Annotated in this window: 15 protein-coding genes and 1 pseudogene; 7 read left to right on the top strand and 9 right to left on the bottom strand. The window is 42.9% G+C overall.

The genetic code is table 11. The features are described from left to right. Window positions 1–132 precede the first annotated feature (132 nt). The 6 genes and pseudogenes from ABYP33_RS08445 to ABYP33_RS08470 all read right to left on the bottom strand — a co-directional run bounded on the left by ABYP33_RS08445 (window position 133) and on the right by ABYP33_RS08470 (window position 4,014). A complete protein-coding gene (locus ABYP33_RS08445; protein ID WP_373090336.1) occupies window positions 133–291 on the bottom strand; it encodes a twin-arginine translocase subunit TatC in 159 nt (52 codons plus the stop codon). 11 nt (window positions 292–302) lie between these two features. After that, complete coding sequence (locus ABYP33_RS08450; RefSeq protein ID WP_373090337.1) at window positions 303–800, bottom strand: twin-arginine translocase subunit TatC; 498 nt, start codon at window positions 798–800, stop codon at window positions 303–305. Next, a complete protein-coding gene (locus ABYP33_RS08455; RefSeq protein ID WP_373090339.1) occupies window positions 797–1,150 on the bottom strand; it encodes a twin-arginine translocase TatA/TatE family subunit in 354 nt (117 codons plus the stop codon). The genes ABYP33_RS08450 and ABYP33_RS08455 overlap by 4 nt, the downstream gene beginning before the upstream one ends. Before the next feature lie 5 nt (window positions 1,151–1,155). Beyond that, window positions 1,156–1,407, bottom strand: coding sequence for a Sec-independent protein translocase subunit TatA (gene tatA, locus ABYP33_RS08460; RefSeq protein WP_373090340.1), 252 nt, complete (start codon window positions 1,405–1,407; stop codon window positions 1,156–1,158). Window positions 1,408–2,036: 629 nt separating this feature from the next. Continuing rightward, a pseudogene (locus ABYP33_RS08465) lies at window positions 2,037–2,234 on the bottom strand (hypothetical protein); the annotation flags it as partial. A 760-nt stretch (window positions 2,235–2,994) separates the two neighbouring features. Then, window positions 2,995–4,014: an AraC family transcriptional regulator gene (locus ABYP33_RS08470; RefSeq protein ID WP_373090341.1), complete on the bottom strand. Its 1,020-nt coding sequence runs from the start codon at window positions 4,012–4,014 to the stop codon at window positions 2,995–2,997. 341 nt (window positions 4,015–4,355) lie between these two features. Between ABYP33_RS08470 and ABYP33_RS08475 the strand changes: the two genes are divergently transcribed. After that, entirely contained in the window at window positions 4,356–7,136 is a 2,781-nt protein-coding gene (locus tag ABYP33_RS08475; RefSeq protein ID WP_373090342.1) for a LuxR C-terminal-related transcriptional regulator, read from the top strand. A gap of 183 nt (window positions 7,137–7,319) precedes the next feature. On the opposite strand, the gene ABYP33_RS08480 is transcribed toward ABYP33_RS08475, so the two are convergent. From ABYP33_RS08480 to ABYP33_RS08490, 3 genes are all read right to left on the bottom strand, one after another. Beyond that, window positions 7,320–9,434, bottom strand: a complete 2,115-nt coding sequence (locus tag ABYP33_RS08480; RefSeq protein ID WP_373090344.1) for a PQQ-dependent dehydrogenase, methanol/ethanol family — start codon at window positions 9,432–9,434, stop codon at window positions 7,320–7,322. A gap of 252 nt (window positions 9,435–9,686) precedes the next feature. Beyond that, entirely contained in the window at window positions 9,687–10,955 is a 1,269-nt protein-coding gene (locus ABYP33_RS08485; protein WP_373090345.1) for a cytochrome P450, read from the bottom strand. Window positions 10,956–10,976: 21 nt separating this feature from the next. Further along, window positions 10,977–11,297, bottom strand: coding sequence for a 2Fe-2S iron-sulfur cluster-binding protein (locus tag ABYP33_RS08490; RefSeq protein ID WP_373090346.1), 321 nt, complete (start codon window positions 11,295–11,297; stop codon window positions 10,977–10,979). A 713-nt stretch (window positions 11,298–12,010) separates the two neighbouring features. On the opposite strand from ABYP33_RS08490, the gene ABYP33_RS08495 reads away from it, so the two are divergent. The 6 genes from ABYP33_RS08495 to ABYP33_RS08520 all read left to right on the top strand — a co-directional run bounded on the left by ABYP33_RS08495 (window position 12,011) and on the right by ABYP33_RS08520 (window position 22,326). Beyond that, window positions 12,011–14,491: an RND family transporter gene (locus ABYP33_RS08495; protein WP_373090347.1), complete on the top strand. Its 2,481-nt coding sequence runs from the start codon at window positions 12,011–12,013 to the stop codon at window positions 14,489–14,491. A gap of 58 nt (window positions 14,492–14,549) precedes the next feature. Then, window positions 14,550–15,938: a DUF1329 domain-containing protein gene (locus ABYP33_RS08500; protein ID WP_373090349.1), complete on the top strand. Its 1,389-nt coding sequence runs from the start codon at window positions 14,550–14,552 to the stop codon at window positions 15,936–15,938. Window positions 15,939–15,990: 52 nt separating this feature from the next. Next, the gene (locus ABYP33_RS08505; RefSeq protein ID WP_373090350.1) at window positions 15,991–16,977 is read left to right on the top strand and encodes a WD40/YVTN/BNR-like repeat-containing protein; all 987 of its coding nucleotides are present in this window, start codon (window positions 15,991–15,993) and stop codon (window positions 16,975–16,977) included. Between the two features lie 64 nt (window positions 16,978–17,041). Further along, window positions 17,042–19,123, top strand: a complete 2,082-nt coding sequence (locus ABYP33_RS08510) for a DUF1302 family protein (RefSeq protein ID WP_373090352.1) — start codon at window positions 17,042–17,044, stop codon at window positions 19,121–19,123. Between the two features lie 86 nt (window positions 19,124–19,209). Then, window positions 19,210–20,586: a DUF1329 domain-containing protein gene (locus tag ABYP33_RS08515; RefSeq protein ID WP_373090353.1), complete on the top strand. Its 1,377-nt coding sequence runs from the start codon at window positions 19,210–19,212 to the stop codon at window positions 20,584–20,586. Between the two features lie 90 nt (window positions 20,587–20,676). Beyond that, complete coding sequence (locus tag ABYP33_RS08520) at window positions 20,677–22,326, top strand: long-chain fatty acid--CoA ligase (protein ID WP_373090358.1); 1,650 nt, start codon at window positions 20,677–20,679, stop codon at window positions 22,324–22,326. Window positions 22,327–22,578: the final 252 nt, after the last annotated feature.

Here is a 22,578-nt window from a genome sequence, read left to right on the forward strand (position 1 = left end):
AAAATCTTGCTACGGAATGGCTCTGGCTGTACAACAATGAGCGGCCAAACATGGCTATAGGAGGAGTACCCCCAAGACAACTGCTGCAAGCAGCCTAAATTCTACGAATAGCTGTATCGGCAAATGGGGGGATTACAATATTATGTCTGGTGGCGTTAGAAACATACCAACAACAAAGCAAAATATTATAATGAAAGGGCGTTTCTCCATTAGCGCTCTTTTGCTCGTTATGCCGCTGGTGATAAGTAGCATTGTAGCTATGGGAATCTCAAATGTTAGGCCAAATGCCAAGAAAAGCTTAATTACAGTGTTAAGGTACTGAGTAATATCTGGGGTGTAGTGTAGGATACGCCTTCAGGCGTCGCGCCGCTGAAAAAACTAAATATCAATGGAAAGGCCACGTAAAACGCAAAGGCTACCCCTAAGTAGAATAATAGAACACTCGAAATCAACAGCGGTATGCCACATTTTTGTTCGCTACGATATAGTCCGGGTGAAATTAATCCCCATAATTGGTGTAAGAATACGGGCATTGATAGTGTCAGTGCTGCACAAAGAACAAGTTTTAGAGGTGCTATGAAAGTGGACGTTACCTCTGTCGCAATCATGCTCCCGCTTTTAGGTAAATACTGTAGAAGTGGGTCGGCGACTAAATGATAAATATCTTGTGAAAAGGGTATTAGGCATAGAGAGCATGCTGTTAGTACGGCTAGAGAAATTATCAGGCGGTCCCGCAATTCTGTGAGGTGTGTGGCGAGTGTCGAGCTGTTTGTGCTTTCTGTATTAGTGTTCTTAATCATTTTTTTTCGTGTAATTTATCAGTGGAATCTTTATGATTCTTAGGCGTTTTAGTGTGTCGTGTTTTGACTTCTTTGGTGTGGTCTTGTATTTCGTCCACATCTTTGTGCCAATTTTTCTTTAGTAAAGATAGGTCTGATTCAATGCTGGATGTTGCTTCATTCTTTAGTTTTGTCAGGCCCTCGTCATCAATTTCTTTTTCTATTTCATAGCGTATTTTGCTAATTTCATTTTTTACCTTTTTAAAGTAAAGGAGTCCAGTTCGAGTTGCCTGAGGTAGGCGATCTGGGCCAATGACTAGCAAGCTGATAATGGCTATAACAGCTAGCTCTAAAAAACTCATATCAAACATGCTGTCTATTTCTGGCTATTAATATGGCTTTTGGCAGTGATTTTTGGATCTGCTAGTTCCTTATTTTCTATTGGTGTTAAGCAGTTGCTTTTGTTGTCGTCTAATTCTTTGTCAAAATCCTTTAGTCCATCTTTAAATCCCCGTATGGCGCTACCTAAGTCGCTACCGATATTGCCTAATTTCTTGGTGCCAAACAGTAAAATGATGATGGCTAAGATTATAAGTAGTTGCCAAACGCTGATTCCACCCATTCCCATAAATATGCCTTTATTAGTAATTAGTCGTATATTAAGTGATTTTTTGTGTGGTTGTCTTGGTTATAATAAACTGTATGTAAAATTATTTTAATTAATTTTAAATTATTGTGTGGATGCTGTTCAGTATTTGTGAACTCATCCTTCATGAGTTGAGGTAAGGAAATAATATAATAGCCGTGATAATGATAAGAGATCGATGTGTAATATTAGGATTATTTTCTATTTCCACTATCAAGTGTGGTTGTAGCTAGTTAGGCATATCATGTGTTTTTGTGTGTTCTCAATCTTGTCTTTGAGGGACTATTATTTATCATTAGGTGATATCGTGTAGGTAAGAATGACGGTTTATGGTTGTTTTGTTGTGGTAATGTAAGCACCAAGCAAAGCCACCCTGCCTACGGCCGCTATTTAAGCGGTAGTGATTCGTTGATCTTTGATGTCTGATTTGTTGGCGATCTTTCCATTGCATCTTTCAAGTAAGTTAGCGGGTTGAGGTTATTGATTTTTTTCGGCTGGACTAAAATCATAACATTGGCTGCGCGGTGGCCACTGCTGCCAATAAGCCAATTTTGTAAGGCCGGCCATTGGTCAATGGGGCGCGACCGGGCCAGGGGCATTGCTTAGTTCGATTATAAATGTGGTGTCACAGATGAATTGCGTGTTGCTCTAGTGCGAGTCAGCGGCGTGGCTTTAATAAAGTCATTACTGCTACCTGCCTTCGCTTCAAACTGGCGCAGCCATTTATGTATTAGATTGTCATTGATTTTAAACTGTTTAGCCATGCTTGCCACAGGGGTATTGGGCGCATGCCTTGTGGCTACAGCTTGGTCCTTAAATTGGCGTTAATGCTGGCGACGCGGTGATCTGGCTGGCGCGGGAGGTAATCTTGAATATCTATGACTGGTGTCCACTTTGTGTTAGGTGGGCGTCTAGACTGCCGTCTTAAAATCGGATGGCAAGATGAGTCTGTCAGACGGTTACGTCGTAATGTCCGCTTTGCTGGGGTTAAGGATCGATTTCGGGGCGTGATGATCGGCTGAGTCCGTAAATGATAAATTATTGTCCTTATGTGGCAATAATTTCTAGCGTAGTGAGGGGAGGATGTATAAAAGCTGTATGTAACGGGAGTTGATGTATTGCGCACTAGGCTTATAATATATCCTAGGCACGGTGATGCGCTTTTGTATCTTCAGTGGGGGCATGGTTATAATGCTGTGCTGATAAGAGGGTGATTGGCGCTGCTTTCGCGGCTATGAGCTTAATGCTGATTCCGCTAGGCTCCGCATGAAAGGCTATCGCGGTAGTTGGTCAGAGATCTCGGAATTTAGTTGCAACAAAGAGTCAGCTGACGCCCCTAGTTCATGGTGCTTCGGTATATGTGAGTGGTAATAATACAGATTAATAAAGACCACCTATATATCTTGTTATGCTTGATGAAATGCTTTAGAGGTTGTCAAATTTTTTCGTCATGTAAGGTGGTTTTGATGCCTCTGTTGGTGAGTCGCGTAGGAGAGTAATGGTGGCTCGATGAGAAAGGTATGATGGTTTAAAGATTGAGCTTCCAATATCGCTTGGCGTAATAGGTAGTTATGTGGCGTTTTTGTTGGAGATGTATTTTCTTGGCGTCATTCCAAACCATCGTTTAAATGCACGGTTAAATGAACTTTGCTCGCTGTAGCCGAGAGCTCCAGCAATCTGAGACATTGGCATATCTTTGTTTTTAATTAATTTGGCGGCTTCATCTTTTCGGATTTCGTCAACTAAGGAGTCAAACGTATAGCCTTCTGATTGAAGTTTTCGGTGAAGAGAGCGTCCGTGAGTATTCATTTTGTCAGCTACTAATTCTCTGGTGATTTCTCCAGTTGGAAGCAATTTCTTTATTAGGTGCCGGGCTTGATGGCTTGCTAATGTAGTAGGTTGAGTCGCTGTGTCAGTTTCTGTTTCGACCATGGATAAATAGTTTGAAACAAGTTTGTGTAACTTTGGGTTTTTAGAGTTCAGATTGAGTTTTAAGAGTTTTGTGTCTAGCTCAATAGCGTTGTGGCGTTGATTGAATAAAACAGGACAGTTGAAGATATTCTGATACTGATTCTCTCTTGATATCTTTGAATGGCGAAAGCTAACGTTGAGGGGTTTTAAGAGTCCGTTGGTAAGTAGCGAAATTATGTTATAGGTGCAGCCAACGGTGTGTTCAACTATTTGCTCGTAGTCAGAGTCCTGTAGCCCGATAAAGTCTAGGTGCGCGTAGCAGTGCTCACCCTCCTCCAATGAGAGTGTGATAGCTGGTGTGTAGTGATAAAGAAATTTTCCCACACTCTTTATTATTTCGCGCACATCGGACGAGGCTAGGGCAAGAAATGCGACGGGTCCAAGTATTTCATGATCTTGGTTAAGGGCTAAGCGAAGGCCAAAGTTACTACAGTCTAATCTGTTTGCGCTGATGGCGAGTAGCTGTATGAAGTCGATAAAAGGAAAGAAATAATCTTCGTCATTTACTCGTGTGTGGTCGATCCCCGCAGCGGATATCAATTGTTTGGGGTCACCGCCAAGTTCTTCGGCTAGAGATATGAAGCCTTTTAGGCAGCTACTCCTTATTCGTGCAGTCATTGATTATGCCAATTAAATGGTTGTCGCAAATGTAATTTTGTAATTAATATTAGATTTATACTATATGACAAATTATACAGATCTAAGAATTTTTATGCTATGTAGGATCGTAATTTTGGAGGTAGGAAGGTGAAGTATGTGACCGTTTTTTATGTTTATAGATATGATTATTTCAGGTGGATAATCTAATTTAAACATTATTTACCCAGAGAGAAGGTGGATGCGAGGTAACGTTAGATGTGTGTTAATATTGTGATTTAAAATGGGCCTGAGCTACACTAATTGTAGTGCTAAAGATTGTTTTAGACGGTATTTTTAAATAATATATAAGGGTTATTTTTGTGAGTAATATTACTCGTCTGGTTGGTCAGTATCGATTGATTGAATCAAAGCTGCGCCCGCCCTTTCTTCGATGTCAAATTCTATGTCGAGAAAGCCTGGTTACATCAATAAAAAACCATTTTTCAAATTCAGGTGCTTTAACCGTCGTTGCATCCGCAGGTTCAGGGAAAAGCACGTTGATGACCTATCTCTACGATGGGTATTCGGCTTCGGGTGAGCAGTGTTTTTGGTTGTCTTTGGATTCTGAGGATAATGATCCGGCGATTTTTTCAAAGTATATTCTAGCCAGTTGCTATGAGATAGATGAAGAGTATGAGGAGACCGAATTGGCATTTTTTGAAGCCAATCAGTCTCGAGATTATAGCGCTTTTTTGGATTTTTTAGTAGCTAGATTGGCCAATATAAAAGTTAAGTCGGTTATTTTTGTGGATGATTTTCAGTTTATAACTGATCCCATAATTATTAGGTTTTGGAATAGATTAATACAGTATTCGACACCGTTTCTTCGAATTGCAATTGGTAGCCGAAATCAGCTTCCATTAGAGCTTGGTAGAAGGCAGATTTCAGGGTTGTTGACAGAAATCACCCAGCTTGACTTAAATCTAAATGCTCGCGAAGTCGGTGCATACTTACGTGAAGTGCATGAAGTTGAAATCCCGGAACAATCCGCTGAATTGCTTAGATCGCTCACAGAGGGTTGGATTGCGGGTGTTCAGCTTGCGGCATTAGCTATAGGCCGTGATAGGGTTGATGCAGTGAGTTACATTGAAAATTTCACCGGTAAAGATAAGGTCTTGACAGAGTATCTTTTACAATCTGTTTTAGGCGGGCTTCCTGATGCGATTCGTGAATTCCTTCTTAGCACATCTCCTTTGTTACGATTTAATGCAGATCTTTGTGATTATGTGAGTCAATGTAGTAATGGTGTGGAGATGATAAAATATCTGAACCAGAACAATATCTTCATAGTGCCCGAGGACAATGTTGGTATCTGGTACAGGTATCATCATCTGTTTGTTGATTTTTTGCGAAGTGAATTACAAAGATTTGAGCCAAAAAAGTACGATAGAATATGCATCCTTGCCGCCAGCTGGTGTGAAGATAATGATTTTCTTACTGAGGCCGTACAATACTGCTTGCTCGCTAAAAACTTTAATCGAGCTGCAGAGTTAATTATCAAACGGGGTCCCGATTTGGCGCAATTATATGGTGATCATTATACGGTAATGGATTGGATGCGTAGACTTCCAGCTGAATATCATACAATGAGCCCCCAGTTGCTTCTCGTTTTTGCGTGGTCTAGCACTTTTTCTCGTGATCCCGCGCTTGCGGTTTCGCTTTGTGAGAAGGTTTTTTCAGGCATAGAAAATGTTCATCTTTATAACTGGAAACTTGATAAGGACGAAGAGATTGAGGTTTTTTGGTTCGCAAAAACAATAGTAGCAATTGCCGGGGTTGTTGCTGATAAATTGAAAGATAGTATTTCTTTGTGTGAGCTAATAATTGAAAATGTGCCATCGTCCCAAGTGTTTACTCTGTCAACAGCACATTGTGTTATGGCCTACGCTTTATTGGGGTTGAGGGAGCACCAAGAGAGTATCAATTATGCGGTGGAGGGATATAGGTATGGCGTGAAATCTGGTTCTAAGTTTGCTTCGGTATGGGCGGATTTTATATCTGGCCTCGCCAATATTGAATTAGGGCGGCTAAATAGTGCCATTATAGATGCTAGTCGTGCCTCAACTAATGCTGGTAGTGAGGATGCGAATAATGCCTATTTACGTGCAATGGCAGATTTCATTCACAATGAAGTTCATGTTCAGAAGTGTAATTTTGATGTGGTGCAACATCGATTAAAATACGCGCGGACATTTACCTCGCTCTACGGCCCCGCTGAGCCGCTGCTTACTTCGATACGAGGTGATGCGAGGCATCTTTTTTGGGTTGGGGAATTCGAGGCGGCATGTAAAGTTTTGCGTAACGGGCAGGAGATTGCGCTTAGCACAGATCAGGTGCGTCTTTATATTGGGCTGCTAGCTGAGGAAGTAGAGCTTCAATTACGCTTTAATAGCGCTGACGCCGCCAAAGAAGCCATAAGGCGTGTAAATTTTTACTCCTTTGATCGTTTTGATTTCCCGGATGAGTTGGCTCCTTGGGTGGAAGAAACTATTCGGGTAATAAAAATTCGCATGCATATAGCTGATGGTCGAATAGATGAGGCACTAAGAAAAATTAGCGATCATATTGATTGCATAGTTAAGCAGGGTCAGGGAAGGGTAAGGTGTTTACATAGATTACGTTCATTAAAAGCGATCTGCTTGTGGCGGAACGGCTCCATTAGAGAAAGTATCCGTGAATTGGATCGTGTAATTGACGTGGCTGCGCCGGAAGATCAAGCATATGAAATCGTGATGGCTGGAAGTGAAATTGCAGAAATACTGCAAGAAATGCGATCAAAAAGGGCCAGAATAGTCGTAGATAAAGAATTGAAAAAGAGGTACGAATTTGTCGACAGGCTGATACTTATTTTCAATGGCGCTGATTATGGGGTGGGAGAGAAAGAAGATAGTGCTTCAGTCGATCCAAATATATCGCTGACTGGCAGGGAAATCGATATTTTAAAGCTTATTTGTGCAGGTCTAGATAATAATCAGATAGCCGAAGATTTGAAACTGTCTGTTGCGACAGTAAAATGGCATCTCCACAATATATTTCAAAAAATTGGCGTTCGTACGCGAACTGCTGCAGCTGCATACGGGCATAAGATAAAATTAATTTAAAATATTCTAACTCTGTTGAGGTGGCTGGTTCTCTTAGTATCTATCTATATTTTAAAGTTCGTAGATATTGGCCTTAATCTATATGTTAAATTTAAGTTATAGAAACAGTCAATCTAGATTGTATGGTGTCGGAGTGAGGCTTCGGCATTCCATTTTGGAAAGCCGAAGCTTTATAATAATGCATTATTTTGGTTGGGGCTTAAGTTCCGCTCCTTTTTCAAGCGCTTTGTTTGCATTAGATATAATGTATGCACGTAAGTCGTTTAGGTCTTGCTTGCTGATTACATTATTGAATGACGGCATGCCTCTAGCGTTTAATATGCCTTTAAGGACAACTAATTCCATGGCTTCAAGGCTGCTGAGGTAGGGTGTCCATCGAAGGTCTGGCACTAAGCCACTTGAAATTGAGTGGTCACCATGGCATACGGCGCATCTGTTGTCATAGATTTTGCTGCCGTTGGCAATTGTTACGTCGTCAGCTGTTGATTTCGGTGGCGTTGGTTTTTGTGATACGGAATCGGGTAAAGCTGGTAATTTTGCTTTTCCGCCCAGTTTAAATACCATCAAGCGACCTACGCCAGCTGTACTTTCTTGGGGGAGCAGTCCGCCGTAGAGCAAGGCGAAGGTACCGCCCCAGCCGGATGCGACAGCGATATATTGTTCGCCACCCAGCTCATAGCTAATTGGCGGCGCGACTATACCGGTCTGGGCGAAAAAATCCCATAAGCGTTCGCCGTTGTCCGCCCTATAAGCGACTAGTTTTGCATCAGCGTTCCCTTGAAATACCACGCCGCCTGCCGTCGCTAATACGCCGCCGTTCCAGGGGCCGTTGTGTTCGACTTTCCATGCGGCTTGTTGTTTGACGGGATCCCATGCTAATAAGCGGCCTTTCAGCATGGCTTTAATGGCCTTGAATTTCGCTTTATCTGTGGGTAGCGAGGTCATGGTCATGTCGGCACCTGTATTCCAGTACCCTTGAGTGTAATTAAACTGTTCATCATGGGAATAGGTGAAGGGTGTTTCTAGGGCTGGGATATACACTAATCCTGTATCTTTACTGAATGCCATTGGGTGCCAGTTGTGGCCACCAAATGGCCCGGGAAATGTTGTGTGTGGTGCGTTGTTTCCATAGCGCGCTTTAGGATTTTCTACCGGCCGTCCGGTAGATAGGTCGATATGGCTAGCCCAGTTGACTGGTACGTAATTGTTGGCTGATAGTAACTCTCCACTTGAGCGGTCTATGACATAGAAAAATCCATTCTTGGGTGCCTGCATAATAACCTTGCGTGTTTTACCCTCGATTTCTAAGTCAGCTAGAATCATGTGTTGGGTCGCTGTGTAGTCCCATGATTCGCCAGGTGTGGTCTGGTAATGCCAAACATATTCACCGGTGTCTGGGCGCAGGGCGACAATGGATGATAGGTAGAGATTGTCGCCGCCCTTTGGGCTACGAATGCTGTGGTTCCAGGGCGAACCGTTGCCAACGCCGATGTATAGAAGGTCTAATTCCGGGTCGTAGGCTATAGAGTCCCATACGGTACCGCCGCCGCCAAATTTCCACCACTCTCCTGTCCACGTGGTGGCTGCTTTAGTCATGGCTGGGTTTTCGAATCCATCCGCTGGATTGCCTGGCACGGTATAGAAGCGCCACAACATGGATCCGTTGCTAATGTTGTACGCGGATACATAACCGCGAACGCCATATTCAGCGCCGCCGTTACCGATGATCACTTTGTTTTTCACGACACGCGGCGCGCCAGTTATCGTGTAGGGTTTGCTTTGATCAACGGTGATTACGTCCCAAGATTTGGCGCCAGTTTTTGCGTCGAGGGCGATTAGTCGGCCATCTATCGTGCCCATTATAATTTTTCCATCTGAGTATGCCACGCCACGATTAACTGCATCGCAACATAGATCTGCACCTTTACTGCGATCGACTTGCGGATCGAACTGCCACTTCAATGCGCCAGATTTGGCATCTAAGGCGAAGACTTTATTCCATGTCGCTGTGATGTAGATAATTCCATCAATTACCAATGGCGTTGCTTCGATACCACGACTTACGCCTAAATCAAAAGACCACGAAAGGCCGAGATCAGCAATAGTTTTAGGTGTAATTTGATTCAGCGGCGAAAAGCGCTGCTCAGCATCTCCACCACCATGCTTACGCCATTCGGTGCCTGCATTCATTTGCTTTTGGGGTTCTGAAGATGATGAGTTCGAGTAAGAAAGAAGCGGTAGTAAGGGTAGGCTAAAAAGGATCGTCACTTTTGCAAGAGCACGAGTGCGCAATTTCATTATTGTTAACTCCTAAGTTTTAGTATGTCTGTATATGTAGCTAATAATATGTTGTTTTTCGATTAGAGTTATATTTTTGTGTGCGCTACGTAAGGTGTTGTCATGATTTTAATTACGTGTGGGCGCTGGCAGGGTTTGTCATCCTTCGGTGTTCGTGTAGTAATTACTACAGGGAAATAGTGTAGTGATTTTGATTTAAGTGCAACGTAGACTAGTTTCTATTGTGTCGCACTTAAACCAACACTAAGTACGTTAGCTTATGGGGGTTACCTTAACGCCCATATAACTATAGCCTTTTACAAAGTTTGATTTAATGCCAACTGGGCCATTTACAACTTCGATCTTGGAGAATCGCTTTAGTACTTCTTCCCAAACGATGCGCAATTGCATCTCCGCAAGACGATTTCCCATGCAGCGGTGAATTCCATAGCCAAAGGACAGATGACTACGTGCATTTTTGCGATCGATGATAAAGCTGTCCGGATCAGTGAACGCAGATTCGTCACGATTACCAGAAGCGTACCACATAACAACTTTGTCGCCGGCTCGAATTTGCTTTCCACCTAAGACGATGTCTTGGTTAGCTAATCTCCTCATATGGGCGAGTGGTGTTTGCCAACGTATAATTTCTGAAACCATGTTTGGAACCAGTTCTGGATTAGCTTTTAACTTTTCAAATTCGTCCGGGAATTTATTCAAAGCATAAACGCCACCTGTCAGGCTGTTGCGAGTAGTATCGTTGCCGCCGACGATTAAAAGGACTAAATTTCCCAGTAATTCCATGGGGCGGTCCATCATGTCTTTGGTTTCTTCTTTAGATTGCATTAGCGAGATCAAGTCTAAACCTACTTCGTCTCCCGGCTGCTTTTCCTCGAGGCGTTGCATCCAAAGCTGTTGAAATGTTGAAAGACATTCAGCTAATCCTACTGCACGCTCATCAGGGCAAACTTCACCGTCTGTTAAAATTGGTGTGCCTGCGGCTAAGTCGGACCAGTAGGTTAGTTTTCGGCGATCTTCAAATGGGAAGTTAAATAGCGTTGCCAGCATTTGAGATGTAAGCTCAATTGACACTCTGTCGACCCAGTCAAATTCCTCGCCTATAGGTAGATTGTCAAGTATCGTACAGACACGCGAGCGAATAAGTGACTCCATTGCGGCAAGATTTTTTGGAGCGACTACAGGTTGAACAGCAAGTCGTTGTTCGTCATGGCGAGGTGGGTCCATGCCAATGAACATTTCGAGTGGTATTTCATCTTCGAAGTCTCCAATAAGGATACCTGGTTCTGAAGAAAAGAGCTCATGATGTTTGTCGACGTACATTATATCTTCGTAGCGGGTAACGGACCAAAATGGGCCAAATGGACTATCTTTTTGATAGTGTACAGGATCTTCTTCACGGAGACGCTTAAAGTATTGTTGCCAAATGTCGGTTTCAAAGAGTCTTCCGTCACTAAAATTAAGAGAATTAAGTTCCTCTGAGTAGGGGGAGGGGATGTTGGTTTTATTTAGGCTAATATTCATTTTATGCACCTCAGGTTAATTTTACATTTGGTGTTCAGGGACGTTCACAACCAATCCGTTTAGTTCTTTAGTCAGCACAACTTGGCAGGCAAGCCTGGAGCCGCCTTCTAAGTCTGGGGTCATTTGCAATAAAGAAGTTTCTTCGCTATTGCGAGCAGCAAGACGGCTTCCCCAGTTTTCATCGACGATGATATGGCATGTTCCACAAGCACAGTTTCCACCGCAGTCGCCATCAATTCCTGGAACCAAATTATTAATTGCCGCACTCATGAGCGACTCTCCTTCGGAGGCGTCTACTTCGTGTGTAGTTCCAGTGTGGTCTATAAAATTTATTTTAATCATAGAAATTTTCCTGTAAATAGCAGTAGTAAAGCTAAGGCCAAGCAAGGTTTAGCGCTTATCTATAGATTTCATGGTTATATCAACGTGCATAGTACTCACAGGTGATTATCTAAAAAGTATGGTTGTTTATATTTTTAATTAATACCTGTAAACATTAATAAGATATAAGTAATTTAATGATACTTATTCTATGCAGTTTCTAGTAAATACTAAAAAAAAGTAATCTTATTATCTTTAAAGGACAAAATTTAGTCATCTTGCTTATGGATTTATAATTAGCCGGTTAATTTAGGGTGTTTTTTCTGTGTAAGCAAAGCGCCATAGGTGGTGATATAAAAAGCCCATCTTTAGATAGGAAAACCCACCCATTAATCTTCGCAATGCCAATCAAAAGGTTTGGGCGCCTCTGGGTTTGGTGTGCAATCATTTAACTATGAGTATATGGAAGCAATTTTTTGGTCAGTGGATTCTGATTGAGAGATTCAGAAATCTCTGCTACCAATACGCTGGAATTAATTTTTACCAGAGCTGCGTTGAAATTTTTTCCGTAAGAATGTTATTCAATTTGATCAGCTCAGTGAGCTGATTAAGGTTAGAATATTATAATAAGCTCCACGATTCAAAGTGCAGTACTTTAACCTTGAATATCAATCAATGGCAGGTTGAGTGCCGTGTTTTAGCTTGGTCGATAATACAAAGAATGAGGTGTGGAAATGGATAATTATCGTTTTCGACTTGCCGCGTTAATAATGCGCAATAGGTTGATGGTCGCGATATTGTTTGCTGTGATAACTGTTTTTTTTGCTATTGGAATTAACGGATTAACAATTAAAACAATATTCTCTGACTTACTACCCAAAGATGACCCTTATGTTCAGGTGTTTAAAGATCACCCGAATTTCGGAAATCCCCTTACAGTAACTGTTATGATAAAGCGAAAAAATGGGGATATATATAATACGGATACGCTTCAGAAGGTTTGGGATTTTACTCGAGCAATAGATTTGATTCCGGGCATAAATCACGACTCGCTAATTTCTATTTCCACAGAAAAAGCACGGTATGCTGAGGCCACTCCTTATGGCGTAGATATGCGGCCATTAATGGGTGATTCCGTCCCAGGTGACCAGGGTGAGTTAGACGAATTTCGTAAAAAAGTAGAACAAAGTCCAAATGTTAGAACGTTTTATGTTTCAGGAGATGAAACCGCAACATTAATTACAGCGGCATTTTTGGAAGACCTTTTAGACTACGATGTCGTGTTTCGGGAGGTTCAAAAATTAGCGGATGAATATAGAGATGGCAATCATGAAGTGTACGTCGTCGGGCAACCAGTTCTAACGGGGTGGGTGTACAAGCTACAAAATCAGACATACACAATATTTGGCATTACCTTGCTTGCTTTAATTGTTGCGCTTGGCCTGTATATGCGGAATATTGCAGGTACGTTGACGCCGATTATATGCAGTTCAGTCGCTGCGATTTGGGGCTTCGGTATGGTGGGTTGGATATCGTCGCCTATTGAACCATTGTTAATGATTGTCCCGCTTTTACTCGTGGCTCGGTCCTTTTCACATTGTGTGCAATTTAGCGAGCGATATTACGAGATATACTCGGTAATAGGGGACAAAAAGAAATCAGCTGAAATCACAATGGGTGTCATGATGGCGCCATCTATCCTTGGTGTTGTTACCGATACAATGGGTATTGTGTTTATCGCACTTGCACCTATTCCTGCAATGGAACGCTTTGCGTTATTCACCGGTTTTTGGGCTATTTCCATAATCCCTACTGGCGTTTTTCTTATATCCATAGTGCTGTCCTATTTGCCGACGCCAAAGAATATTGAAAAATTGGTCTCGCATGGTGAAACTGACCATGAAGGTCATGGCCTGCAGCTGAAAATGTTGCACACCATCGCAAAAGTAGCTCAAGGAAAGCGTGCAAGGGTTACAACCGTTGTGGTTGCAATAGCGACAGCACTGTCTGTTGGTTTGGCAATGCAAATTGAAATTGGTAACCCGGTTGAGGGTTCAAATATTCTTTGGGAGGATTCAGAATTCAATACTGCGATACGTGCAGTAAATGACCACTTTCCTGGTGTAAATACACTCGAGATTATTCTTGAAGCAAAGACTGGAGATTTAAATCATCGTGTGGTCCGAACACCCGAAGCCGTAGCTGTATCCTTGCAGATTCAGGCTATGGTTGAGTCAGATGAGATTTTGTCTCCGCGTGCGACATTATCTTTTGCAGATTACATGATGGAGGCAAATCGATTGTTCTCCGGTGGCGACCCAAAGTGGTTACCTTTAGACCCAACAGATGCTGCGGTTAGGGCAGCGGGTACGGCAGTTGTTTTCGGTACAAATCCGATCAACTTTTCTCATGTGTCAGATTTTGAGTTTCAAAACTCCACTATTTCCCTTTGGTATAAGGATAATAAACAATCGACTGTCGATGCTGCGTTGGCAAGTGCTCAGCGCGCGGTGGATACAGTGGGTGCAGAGCATAAAGATTTTACTGTTCGAATGGGTTCTGGGACGATAGCGCTCCAGCAGGCAATGAACTCTGTGGTGAGTCGTTATCACTGGCTTATTTTGGCACTCCTTAACGTCGCTATTTTCTTTGTTGTAGCTTATGCATATAGGTCAGCTGTCGCCTCATTAATAATTCTTATTCCAGTAAATATTTCAAACTTCATGTTGTCTGCGACCATGCACGTATTGGGTATCGGGTTAGATATAAACTCAGTGATGGTGGCGGTATTGGGTGTTGGGGTGGGTATAGATTACGGTATCTATTTGATGTCGAGAATCTGTGAGGAATATACGCCAGACACTGGTTGGTCAAAAGCGATTACTAAATCAATCACTACCACGGGCAAGGCAATTATGTTTACAGCATCAATTATGTTGATTGGGATAATGCCATGGTATTTACTTTCAGACTTAAAATTTATGGCAGATATGGGGCTCTTGTTAGTGGCAATCATGCTTATAAATATGGTTCTTTCGTTGGTGGTTCTACCTCTATTAGTTTGGTTGATTAAGCCCCATTTTGCGAGCAGAGATGATCTCATGATAGGAGAAGGGATTGATTTAAGTATATTTTCAAATACTGAACCATTTGATTGCGAGGAGATAAGTAAGGAAAATCATAAGAATAATCAACTTGAGTTAGCGTCGAGTTAAAAGATACTTTTAGATATAAGTGTGGTGAGTGTAAAACTTAAATTATGGAGATATAAATATGATAATTAAGAAGTATGATCACGACTATGGGCGTCGTCAACTTATGAAGAATTTGGCGGCTGGTGCGGCTGCCGGTGTATTAATGCCGCTTAATAAAATATTCGCCTCAGGCGGGGACCTTGCTAAGGTTTATCCTGACGAATTAATGTCTATCGATATGTATACAAAGGGGAAAATAAGTACGGGTGATTATTTGACTGCTGATAATGTCGATCATGTCAAAGAGCTTTTAGATCCAATCTGCTTTGATCAGATTAAAACAATGGGGCGGCGCGTCAGAATTCGTCCGACAACAAAAGATTTCAGCGCCATGTTCCCGCGCGAATTTTATGACCGGACGCTTTATAATATGAACAACGGTGTGAGCGCGGTGTTCGATAAAGACGGTAATGTTAAAACAAATAAGGGCGGCAATTGGACTGGCGGATTGCCTTTTCCCAATCCGCGTACCGGACCGGAAATTCAAGCTAACTTAGCAATGAGCTGGGGGCGCGCTGATTATAATCAGTATGCGGTGCAGGATACCGTACTGAATCCGGATGGGACATTGGCATATGATTACGAATTCATTTGGGCCGAGCTCCAAATGGAGGCGCGAATGGATGGTAAGCCATTCCGCGGTATGGACGATATGATTCGATTGCAGACCGTTTTCTTTACTTCTACTCAAGATGTTGCTGGTAGTTCATTCCTCTCAAGGTGGTATTACGATCAGCGTAAATTCCCAGACCTTTACGGGTACTTACCTCAGTTCCGGCGTGTACGCCAGTTCCCTACCAATCAACGATTTGAACCGCTTATCCCTGGTGTAACTTGGTTTCTTACCGATCCGTGGGCGGCCGGTGACCCAATGTTGACATGGGGTGATTACAAAATTGTTGAACGTAAGCCAATGTTGGGCGGATTCAACGCTAAGTGGAACGGCGATAAAGAAAATTGGAAGGCAGATACGCACGGTGGTCCAAACGGCGATACTTTCTGGGATACGGATTTTGAATTGGCGCCTGAGGTTGCGATATTAGAATCTAAACCTACAGGATTTCCGCGTGCACCAGTTGGTAGGCGGCTAGCATATGTGGATGTCCGTAATAATATGTATTGCGGAAATATACGATTTGACCGCCAAGATAAGCCTTGGGTGAATTTCGAGACTAACTTTGGCCAATACAAACTCGGTGACAAAATTCAAGTCGGTCCAGATGGAAAGAGCCCAGCATGGTCGTGGACTAACATTCATTCGTTTGATGCCCAATCTGGAAGAATGAGTCGTATTACGCACAATAAGGAAAATCCGGGCGGCCATAAATCAGATTTTGGTGCGGATCAGGATAAAGCGTATAGCCGATTCTTTACACAGCAAGCGTTGCAGCGTTTAGGTCAGGTTTAATTTTATCGCCGCAGTAATTAATTGCTGCGGCCATATTTTTATAGGTGATATCTTGATATTAAAAATAGTTACGTATTTTTTTATTTTTTCCGTTATATCTTTTTCAACCTTTGCCAGTGAAGTTAATGTAGATCTCATTAAAGGAGGTATACCTCATGATGCTTTTTTTGATATTGATATGCGCGGCAAGGAAGGCTTTGCAGTAGGTACCGGCGGTTTAATTTATCGGACTGAAGACGGCGGTGAAACATGGCTTCCTGAAGTTAATGATAACCGTCTTGCCTTGCTTAATGTCAGCTTTAGTAAGTTTGGGGCTGTTGCGGTCGGGCAGTATGGATTGATTTTGGTACGGAGTTCTGGTGGTGAATGGGAGAAGGTCGAAAGTGGGACCGAGGAGCGCTTGTTTTCCGTCGATATAAATAATAACGGTTATGCAATTGCTGGAGGTTCCTTTGGCACCATTTTGCGGTCTATAGACGGGGGGCGTAGTTGGAATTCAGTTTCACCGGGCTGGCAGGATATTTTTGATGATCCGGATAATCGGTTGGGGGGGCTGTTTGAACCTAGCATTTATGGCGTAAAGGTAAGTGAGTCCGGCAGAGCGTGGGTTGTTGGTGAACTCTCCTTGATAATGAATTCCGATGATAAAGGAATGACGTGGACGGTAAGAAACGCAGGTGGGAGTTCAGAGAGTGGTGTTTCTCCGACATTGTCCGCTATTGATATCAGAAAGGATGGTGTTGCGTTCGCGGTTGGCCAAGAGGGAACTATCCTGAAAAGCCGTGACTATGGTCGTTCATGGCAGGCTTTACAGCCGTTTACCCATCAAAATCTGCTGGGTGTAAAAACAAAATTGAATGGATTGATTGTTGCGCCGGGAATGAGAGATATCATCATAAGCACGGATGATGGTGATACTTGGCAGTCAGTTAAGGGGCTTGATATCCAAACGGGGTGGTATGGTGCGGTTGCAATTCCATTTTCCAATGCTGGCGCATTTGTTGTGGGAAATAAAGGAAATATAATTAAAATTAAATAGTGGTAGGTTTATATTTTATATTTAATTAGTTGAATTATATATTTATTATTTAGGAGAAATAATAATGATACTTAGAGACAAAATAACAAATCGCTTATCATTCGTTATTGTTGTGTGTGGTGCTATTTTGGGCAATATGGCGTCAGCCTCGGACGGAGGATGGTTTGATGACGTTGACTTTTCATACAATGGGTTCATTCGCGCTGAAGCTGCGTTTGCTACAAGTGGCGAAGAGAATCCGTATAATCAAAATGGGATAATATATAACGACCGAACTATATCGCGACAAGCTTACTTACCGCCGGCATTAAATCCTACTAGCGGGCTTGTTACAGGAGTGTTAGGCAGTGGTGCCCCAGGCGCATGGGGAACGGTTCCGTTGGTTGGTGTCAGCGACACGGTACGCAGAGGTGACTTCATTGAAACAACGGATAATGATTTTAACTATACAATCTTGAGGGCTGAAGTCGAGTTTACGGCGGCGTTAACTTATGAACTGCGTTTTATCGCTAGAGTTAGAGCGATCTTTGATCCCGAAATATACGATGCATTTGATGCAACTGACGTAGCTCACCTCCAGGGTGGTATACAGAGTGGGCCCGGTGTTGGTAACAGCATTTATGAAGGTTCGCCGAATTATTTCGATTATATTGCGGACGAAGGGGGGAACCCAAACTCCTTGGAGTGGACGGGGAAAAATTATCAAGTTTATTTTCCAACGTTCCTATTTGAATATGCGTCAGGTGACTTAGCGTTGCGCGTTGGTAACCAGCAAATTGCTTGGGGGCAGGCAATATTCTTTCGAGTGTTTGATACTCCTAACGGTCTTGATTTACGGCGGCATTCTATATTAGATCGGGGCATGGAAGAGTTCTCAGATAAGCGGGTTCCTATGCTCTCCGTGCGCGCGACGTATCAGTTGACAGACAATGTTTTAATTGACGGTTACGTTGGGCGGTTCCAGCCCACTGTCTTAGGTAATCCGAATACACCTTATAATATTATTCCTTCACATTTTACAATTGCCGATAGTTATGAGTCGGGTAATTATGACGAGAAGTTTTCTGGAGGGTTTCGCTTAAAAGGTGATTATGGGCAATGGGGTTGGCAGGCATCCTATGTGTCTAAATACGGAACAGAAGGAACGTATGCCTGGCGAAAATCTGGCATAAATCAGCCGCTGTCTGGCACAGTCGGTGCTTTGATCAATACGGCTTACAATGCCAAGTTGCCTAACTGTGGTGCTTTGTATGATCCAATGCTTTGTAGACGCTATTCGGATTCTGGCGAAGCACTCGCGAATTCGCCATTTTCAGCCAGTCCGGGCGGTATTTATTCGGCAGACGAGTGGTTTGAATACGCTGCATTCGCGCGTTTAGATGCTATTGGCGGACTAAACTCAGCTATTGAGCCATTCGATGGTTCTCTCGATATTTACGCCTCGCCTGGCGCTGATGTTGGCGAAACGGTTGCGCAGTTGAATACCTTTTTCATGGCCGCAGGGGGCAGCTTGCGTGGAACGCTTGAGCGTCGTTACCACCGAGAAGATGATTTTGCCGTTGGGGTGAGTTACGTAAATGAAAGTGAGAATAATTTTCTAAATCAATTAATCTTTAATGTGGAGCTTCAGTACACGCCAAATCGCAGTTACACCAGTCCACAATTAACACAGGAAGCGCTTGAAGAAGAAGAGTATACACTCGCCTTGGTAGTCGATAAATGGCACCGATTCTTTAAGGATCTACCTGGTACCTATCTTGTTTTTCAAGCATTGACCAAAAATAAGAGCGATCTCCTTGGGCGTCATTTGAGTGGATATGGTCGTGTCGGCGTAGATCAGCTGTCAGATAGTGATACATCAACTGTTAAAGATGAAAAGAAAGGGAATGCTAATTATATAGTATTTGGCTTTAGCCAGCCTACGGCGAATAAAATATTTGAAATTGAGCTAGCTACATTGGTGGATATGGACGGCGGGATTCTGTTCCAACCCGGCATTCGCTGGAATCCGGGTGACGGGATTACGGTTGAAGGATTTTATAATTACATCAATGGCGATGCCTGGGGGGATAACCCTAATAGCAACGCAGTTTCGACCTTTGATTTTGCTGATGAGGCTACTATTCGATTAACGTATCAATTCTAACGAAATAGGTATTGGATTAATGCGTAAATAAGTAAGCTTATGAGGCCGTGAGAAGTTAATGCTCGGTTGTTCATCTGGAGTCTGACATGAATTTGTTGAAATGGTCTTCTCGAATGGATCGTAGAAAGTTTTTACGCTATGGATCTGCTTTGTCCGGTGCGGGGGTCTTGGCGCCTTTATGGTCTACGATTTCATCGGCTGGCGATGTATCAAAAGCTTATCCAGATGAACTGCTCTCAATAGAGATGTATACAAAAGGTAAGATAAAGGTAGGAGATTATATTACTGCTGATAATATAGAGCTTGTAAGGGACTTGTTAGATCCTGCGAAATATAAGCATGTTGCTGAAATGGGGCGAAAGCTTAAAGTTGTCGCTACAACCACTGACTGGATGAAAATGGGGCCTTGGGAATATCAACAGGCAACCTTGTCAAATCAAGGGTTGGCGAAATTTGACAGTTCCGGCAATGTGGTTACGCTGGACGGTCAACCATGGATAGGGGGGCACCCGTTTCCGGAAAGTGAAACAGCGTTGCAACTTTTCGCGGGTTTAACACTGTCGTGGGGTAGGCATGATGCTAACCTTTTTGCTATGAAGGAATACGACCTCAACGCAGATGGGGTAATAGATTATCAGTATGACCTAGTATGGGCTGAATTATCACCTGTTGGGCGTTTAGTATTAGATCCAAAGCCATATTGGCCAAAGTACATGGATAAATTGCGTTTCAATACGGTTGTTTATACGGCACCTGAAGATCAGCGAGGTGCGTCGTATCTTAATGTTTGGAGTTACGACCAAAATAAATTGCCTGATTTATATGGTTATGTACCGCATTTCAGGAGGGTTCGACAATTCCCGACGAATCAGCGATTTGAACCTTTGGTTCCGGGATCTGCATTGTACCTTTCTGACGCATGGGCTGCGGGGGATCCTTTACACACGTGGGGGAATTATAAAATTGTTGGAAGGCAGCCTATGTTGGCTGGATTGTCCGGCGGTTGGAATTCTACACATGATAATTGGGAGCATGGAGTGCATGGTGGACCGAACGACGATAGCTTTTTTGATAGTGTTGTTGAAATGGTACCTGAAGTGATTGTGTGTGAGGCTGAACCGACTGGGTTCCCGCGGGCACCAATAAGCAAGAAGCGTGTTTGGTTCGATGCGCGGAATAAAATGCCCCTTGCTATGGTCACTTATGACCGAGCAGGGCTGCCATTTCGCTCCTTTGATGGCTGCTATTGTCAGTTTGAAGATGCCGATAAAAAGGTAAGTAATGGCGCGCATCCCTACTGGTCTTGGACGTACTTTCATGCATATGAATTTCAGAGTGGGCGTATGACTAGAGTTGAACATGTCAAGGAACTGCGAGGGGGCCATAAAAGTTCAGTAAATGACGCGTCGATTTTTCAGCGGTACCTTACTCAGGCCGCCTTGTCACGATTGGGGCGTGTTTGATTTTTTCAAGCTCGTGATCTTATGGTCAGGATTTTTATAGGTATAGCATTTAATGAATTTATTATTTTTATGTGAAGAGGTTTTGTAGTGATGAATGATTTGGAAGTTAAAAATAAGAAAAATTTATCGGGTATGCAGGATTTCCCGATGAACTTGGCGTCTATTTTGGAACACGCGGCTCGCTTTCATGGCGACCAGGAAATTGTTTCAAGGCTTGCCTCAGGTGATGTTCATCGCTACACCTATAGCGACGCATTAATGCGTGCTAAGAAGCTTGCGAATGCGCTTAAATCATACGGTATTGAAGCCGGTGATAGAGTTGCTACACTGGCGTGGAATGAGTATCGTCATTTAGAAACATGGTATGGGATAGCTGGGCAAGGTGCGATTTGTCATACGGTAAATCCGCGCCTTTTTTCTGATCAAATCCGCTTTATTATAAATCATGCTGGAGACCGTTTGGTGTTTGTTGATCCGGCTTTCGTTGCACTACTTGAAGGTATTAAGCATGATTTACCTAGCGTAGAGTTGTTTATAGTGCTTTGTGACAAAGATCAATTTCCAGCTACAACGTTGAACAATGCAATAGATTATGAAAGCTTTATTGCGGATCAGTCTAGTGATTTTAGCTGGGCAGAGCTAAGTGAGGAGTCACCTTCTTCACTTTGCTATACCTCGGGTACAACTGGCGATCCGAAGGGTGTACTTTACTCTCACCGCTCAAATCTCCTTATGGCGTATGCCTCATGTTCTGCAGATGCATTTAATCTTTCGTCGCTATCGACGGTATTGATGGTAGTGCCAATGTTCCACGCTAACTCTTGGGGCTTGGTATACTCCGCTCCGATGACAGGTGCAAAATTAGTTCTTCCGGGACCACATCTAGATGGCGCTAACATATATGATCTAATATCTTCAGAGCATGTCTCTTTTTCCGCTGCTGTACCAACGGTCTGGAGTATGTTGTTGGAGCATATGACGAATAATGATCTGCAATTACCAGACTTGAAAGAGGTGGTGATTGGCGGTTCAGCTGTGCCAAAATCTATGATTATTCGGTTCAAGCGTGCTTATGACGTTGATGTCTTACAAGCTTGGGGTATGACAGAACTTAGTCCCTTGGGCACGCTCAATCGGCCTAAACCGGCAACTCTTAAGCTGGACGAGGATGCCCAGTTTAAGATGGCAGCTAAGCAGGGGCGGGCATTATTTGGTGTGCAAATGTGTATTAAGAGCGATGACGGACAGGAGTTGCCTTTTGATGGGAAAACGCCCGGCCGATTGATGGTGCGGGGGCCATGGGTAGTAAGGTCTTATTATAGAAGTGATGTGGTTATTCTAGATGATGACGGCTGGTTTGATACTGGTGATATCGCGACGATAGATTCTGATGGCTTTATGCAAATTACCGATCGTGCTAAAGATATTATTAAGTCGGGCGGAGAGTGGATATCTTCCGTAGATCTTGAAAACGCTGCGATAAGTCATCCTCATGTTAGGCATGCAGCTGTGATCGGTATTCCGCACCCTAAGTGGGAGGAGCGGCCGCTATTGCTAGTCAAATTGAAAGATGGATGCAGTCTTGATGATCAAGCGCTTAAAGATTTTCTTAAAGATGAGGTTGCTAAATGGTGGATTCCAGAAGACATTAGATTTGTCGATGATATTCCGCTTACAGCTACTGGTAAATTTGATAAGAAAGTATTACGGAATCAATTTGTTATTAATTCAGATTCATAAATATTCTCTTTTATAGAAAATCTGAAAAGCGATATTAAGTCAAAACTAATAGGAATAGGCTGATATAGTTTCTATACAGTCTATTCGACTTTATTAGTAATAATTACTAGCCTAATAGTAGTTTAAATATAGCAGTGTTAGGCTCATTCGCTAGTAGATATCCTCACAGGCGTTGGGACGCCCTTTGCCCCTTCGGGGGCTTTTTTATTAAATCTGCGGTTGCTAACTGATGGATGATCCCACGCTGTCCTC

This window comes from Zhongshania sp. (assembly GCF_041584495.1).
Classification (GTDB): Bacteria; Pseudomonadota; Gammaproteobacteria; order Pseudomonadales; family Spongiibacteraceae; genus Spongiibacter.

Excerpts from the sequence above, each read along its gene's own strand:
- ABYP33_RS08450 (WP_373090337.1), bottom strand. The coding sequence starts at position 800 with ATGATTAAGAACACTAATACAGAAAGCACAAACAGCTCGACACTCGCC.
- ABYP33_RS08455 (WP_373090339.1), bottom strand. The coding sequence starts at position 1,150 with ATGTTTGATATGAGTTTTTTAGAGCTAGCTGTTATAGCCATTATCAGC.
- tatA (WP_373090340.1), bottom strand. The coding sequence starts at position 1,407 with ATGGGAATGGGTGGAATCAGCGTTTGGCAACTACTTATAATCTTAGCC.
- ABYP33_RS08470 (WP_373090341.1), bottom strand. The coding sequence starts at position 4,014 with ATGACTGCACGAATAAGGAGTAGCTGCCTAAAAGGCTTCATATCTCTA.
- ABYP33_RS08480 (WP_373090344.1), bottom strand. The coding sequence starts at position 9,434 with ATGAAATTGCGCACTCGTGCTCTTGCAAAAGTGACGATCCTTTTTAGC.
- ABYP33_RS08485 (WP_373090345.1), bottom strand. The coding sequence starts at position 10,955 with ATGAATATTAGCCTAAATAAAACCAACATCCCCTCCCCCTACTCAGAG.
- ABYP33_RS08490 (WP_373090346.1), bottom strand. The coding sequence starts at position 11,297 with ATGATTAAAATAAATTTTATAGACCACACTGGAACTACACACGAAGTA.
- ABYP33_RS08495 (WP_373090347.1), top strand. The coding sequence starts at position 12,011 with ATGGATAATTATCGTTTTCGACTTGCCGCGTTAATAATGCGCAATAGG.
- ABYP33_RS08500 (WP_373090349.1), top strand. The coding sequence starts at position 14,550 with ATGATAATTAAGAAGTATGATCACGACTATGGGCGTCGTCAACTTATG.
- ABYP33_RS08510 (WP_373090352.1), top strand. The coding sequence starts at position 17,042 with ATGATACTTAGAGACAAAATAACAAATCGCTTATCATTCGTTATTGTT.
- ABYP33_RS08515 (WP_373090353.1), top strand. The coding sequence starts at position 19,210 with ATGAATTTGTTGAAATGGTCTTCTCGAATGGATCGTAGAAAGTTTTTA.
- ABYP33_RS08520 (WP_373090358.1), top strand. The coding sequence starts at position 20,677 with ATGAATGATTTGGAAGTTAAAAATAAGAAAAATTTATCGGGTATGCAG.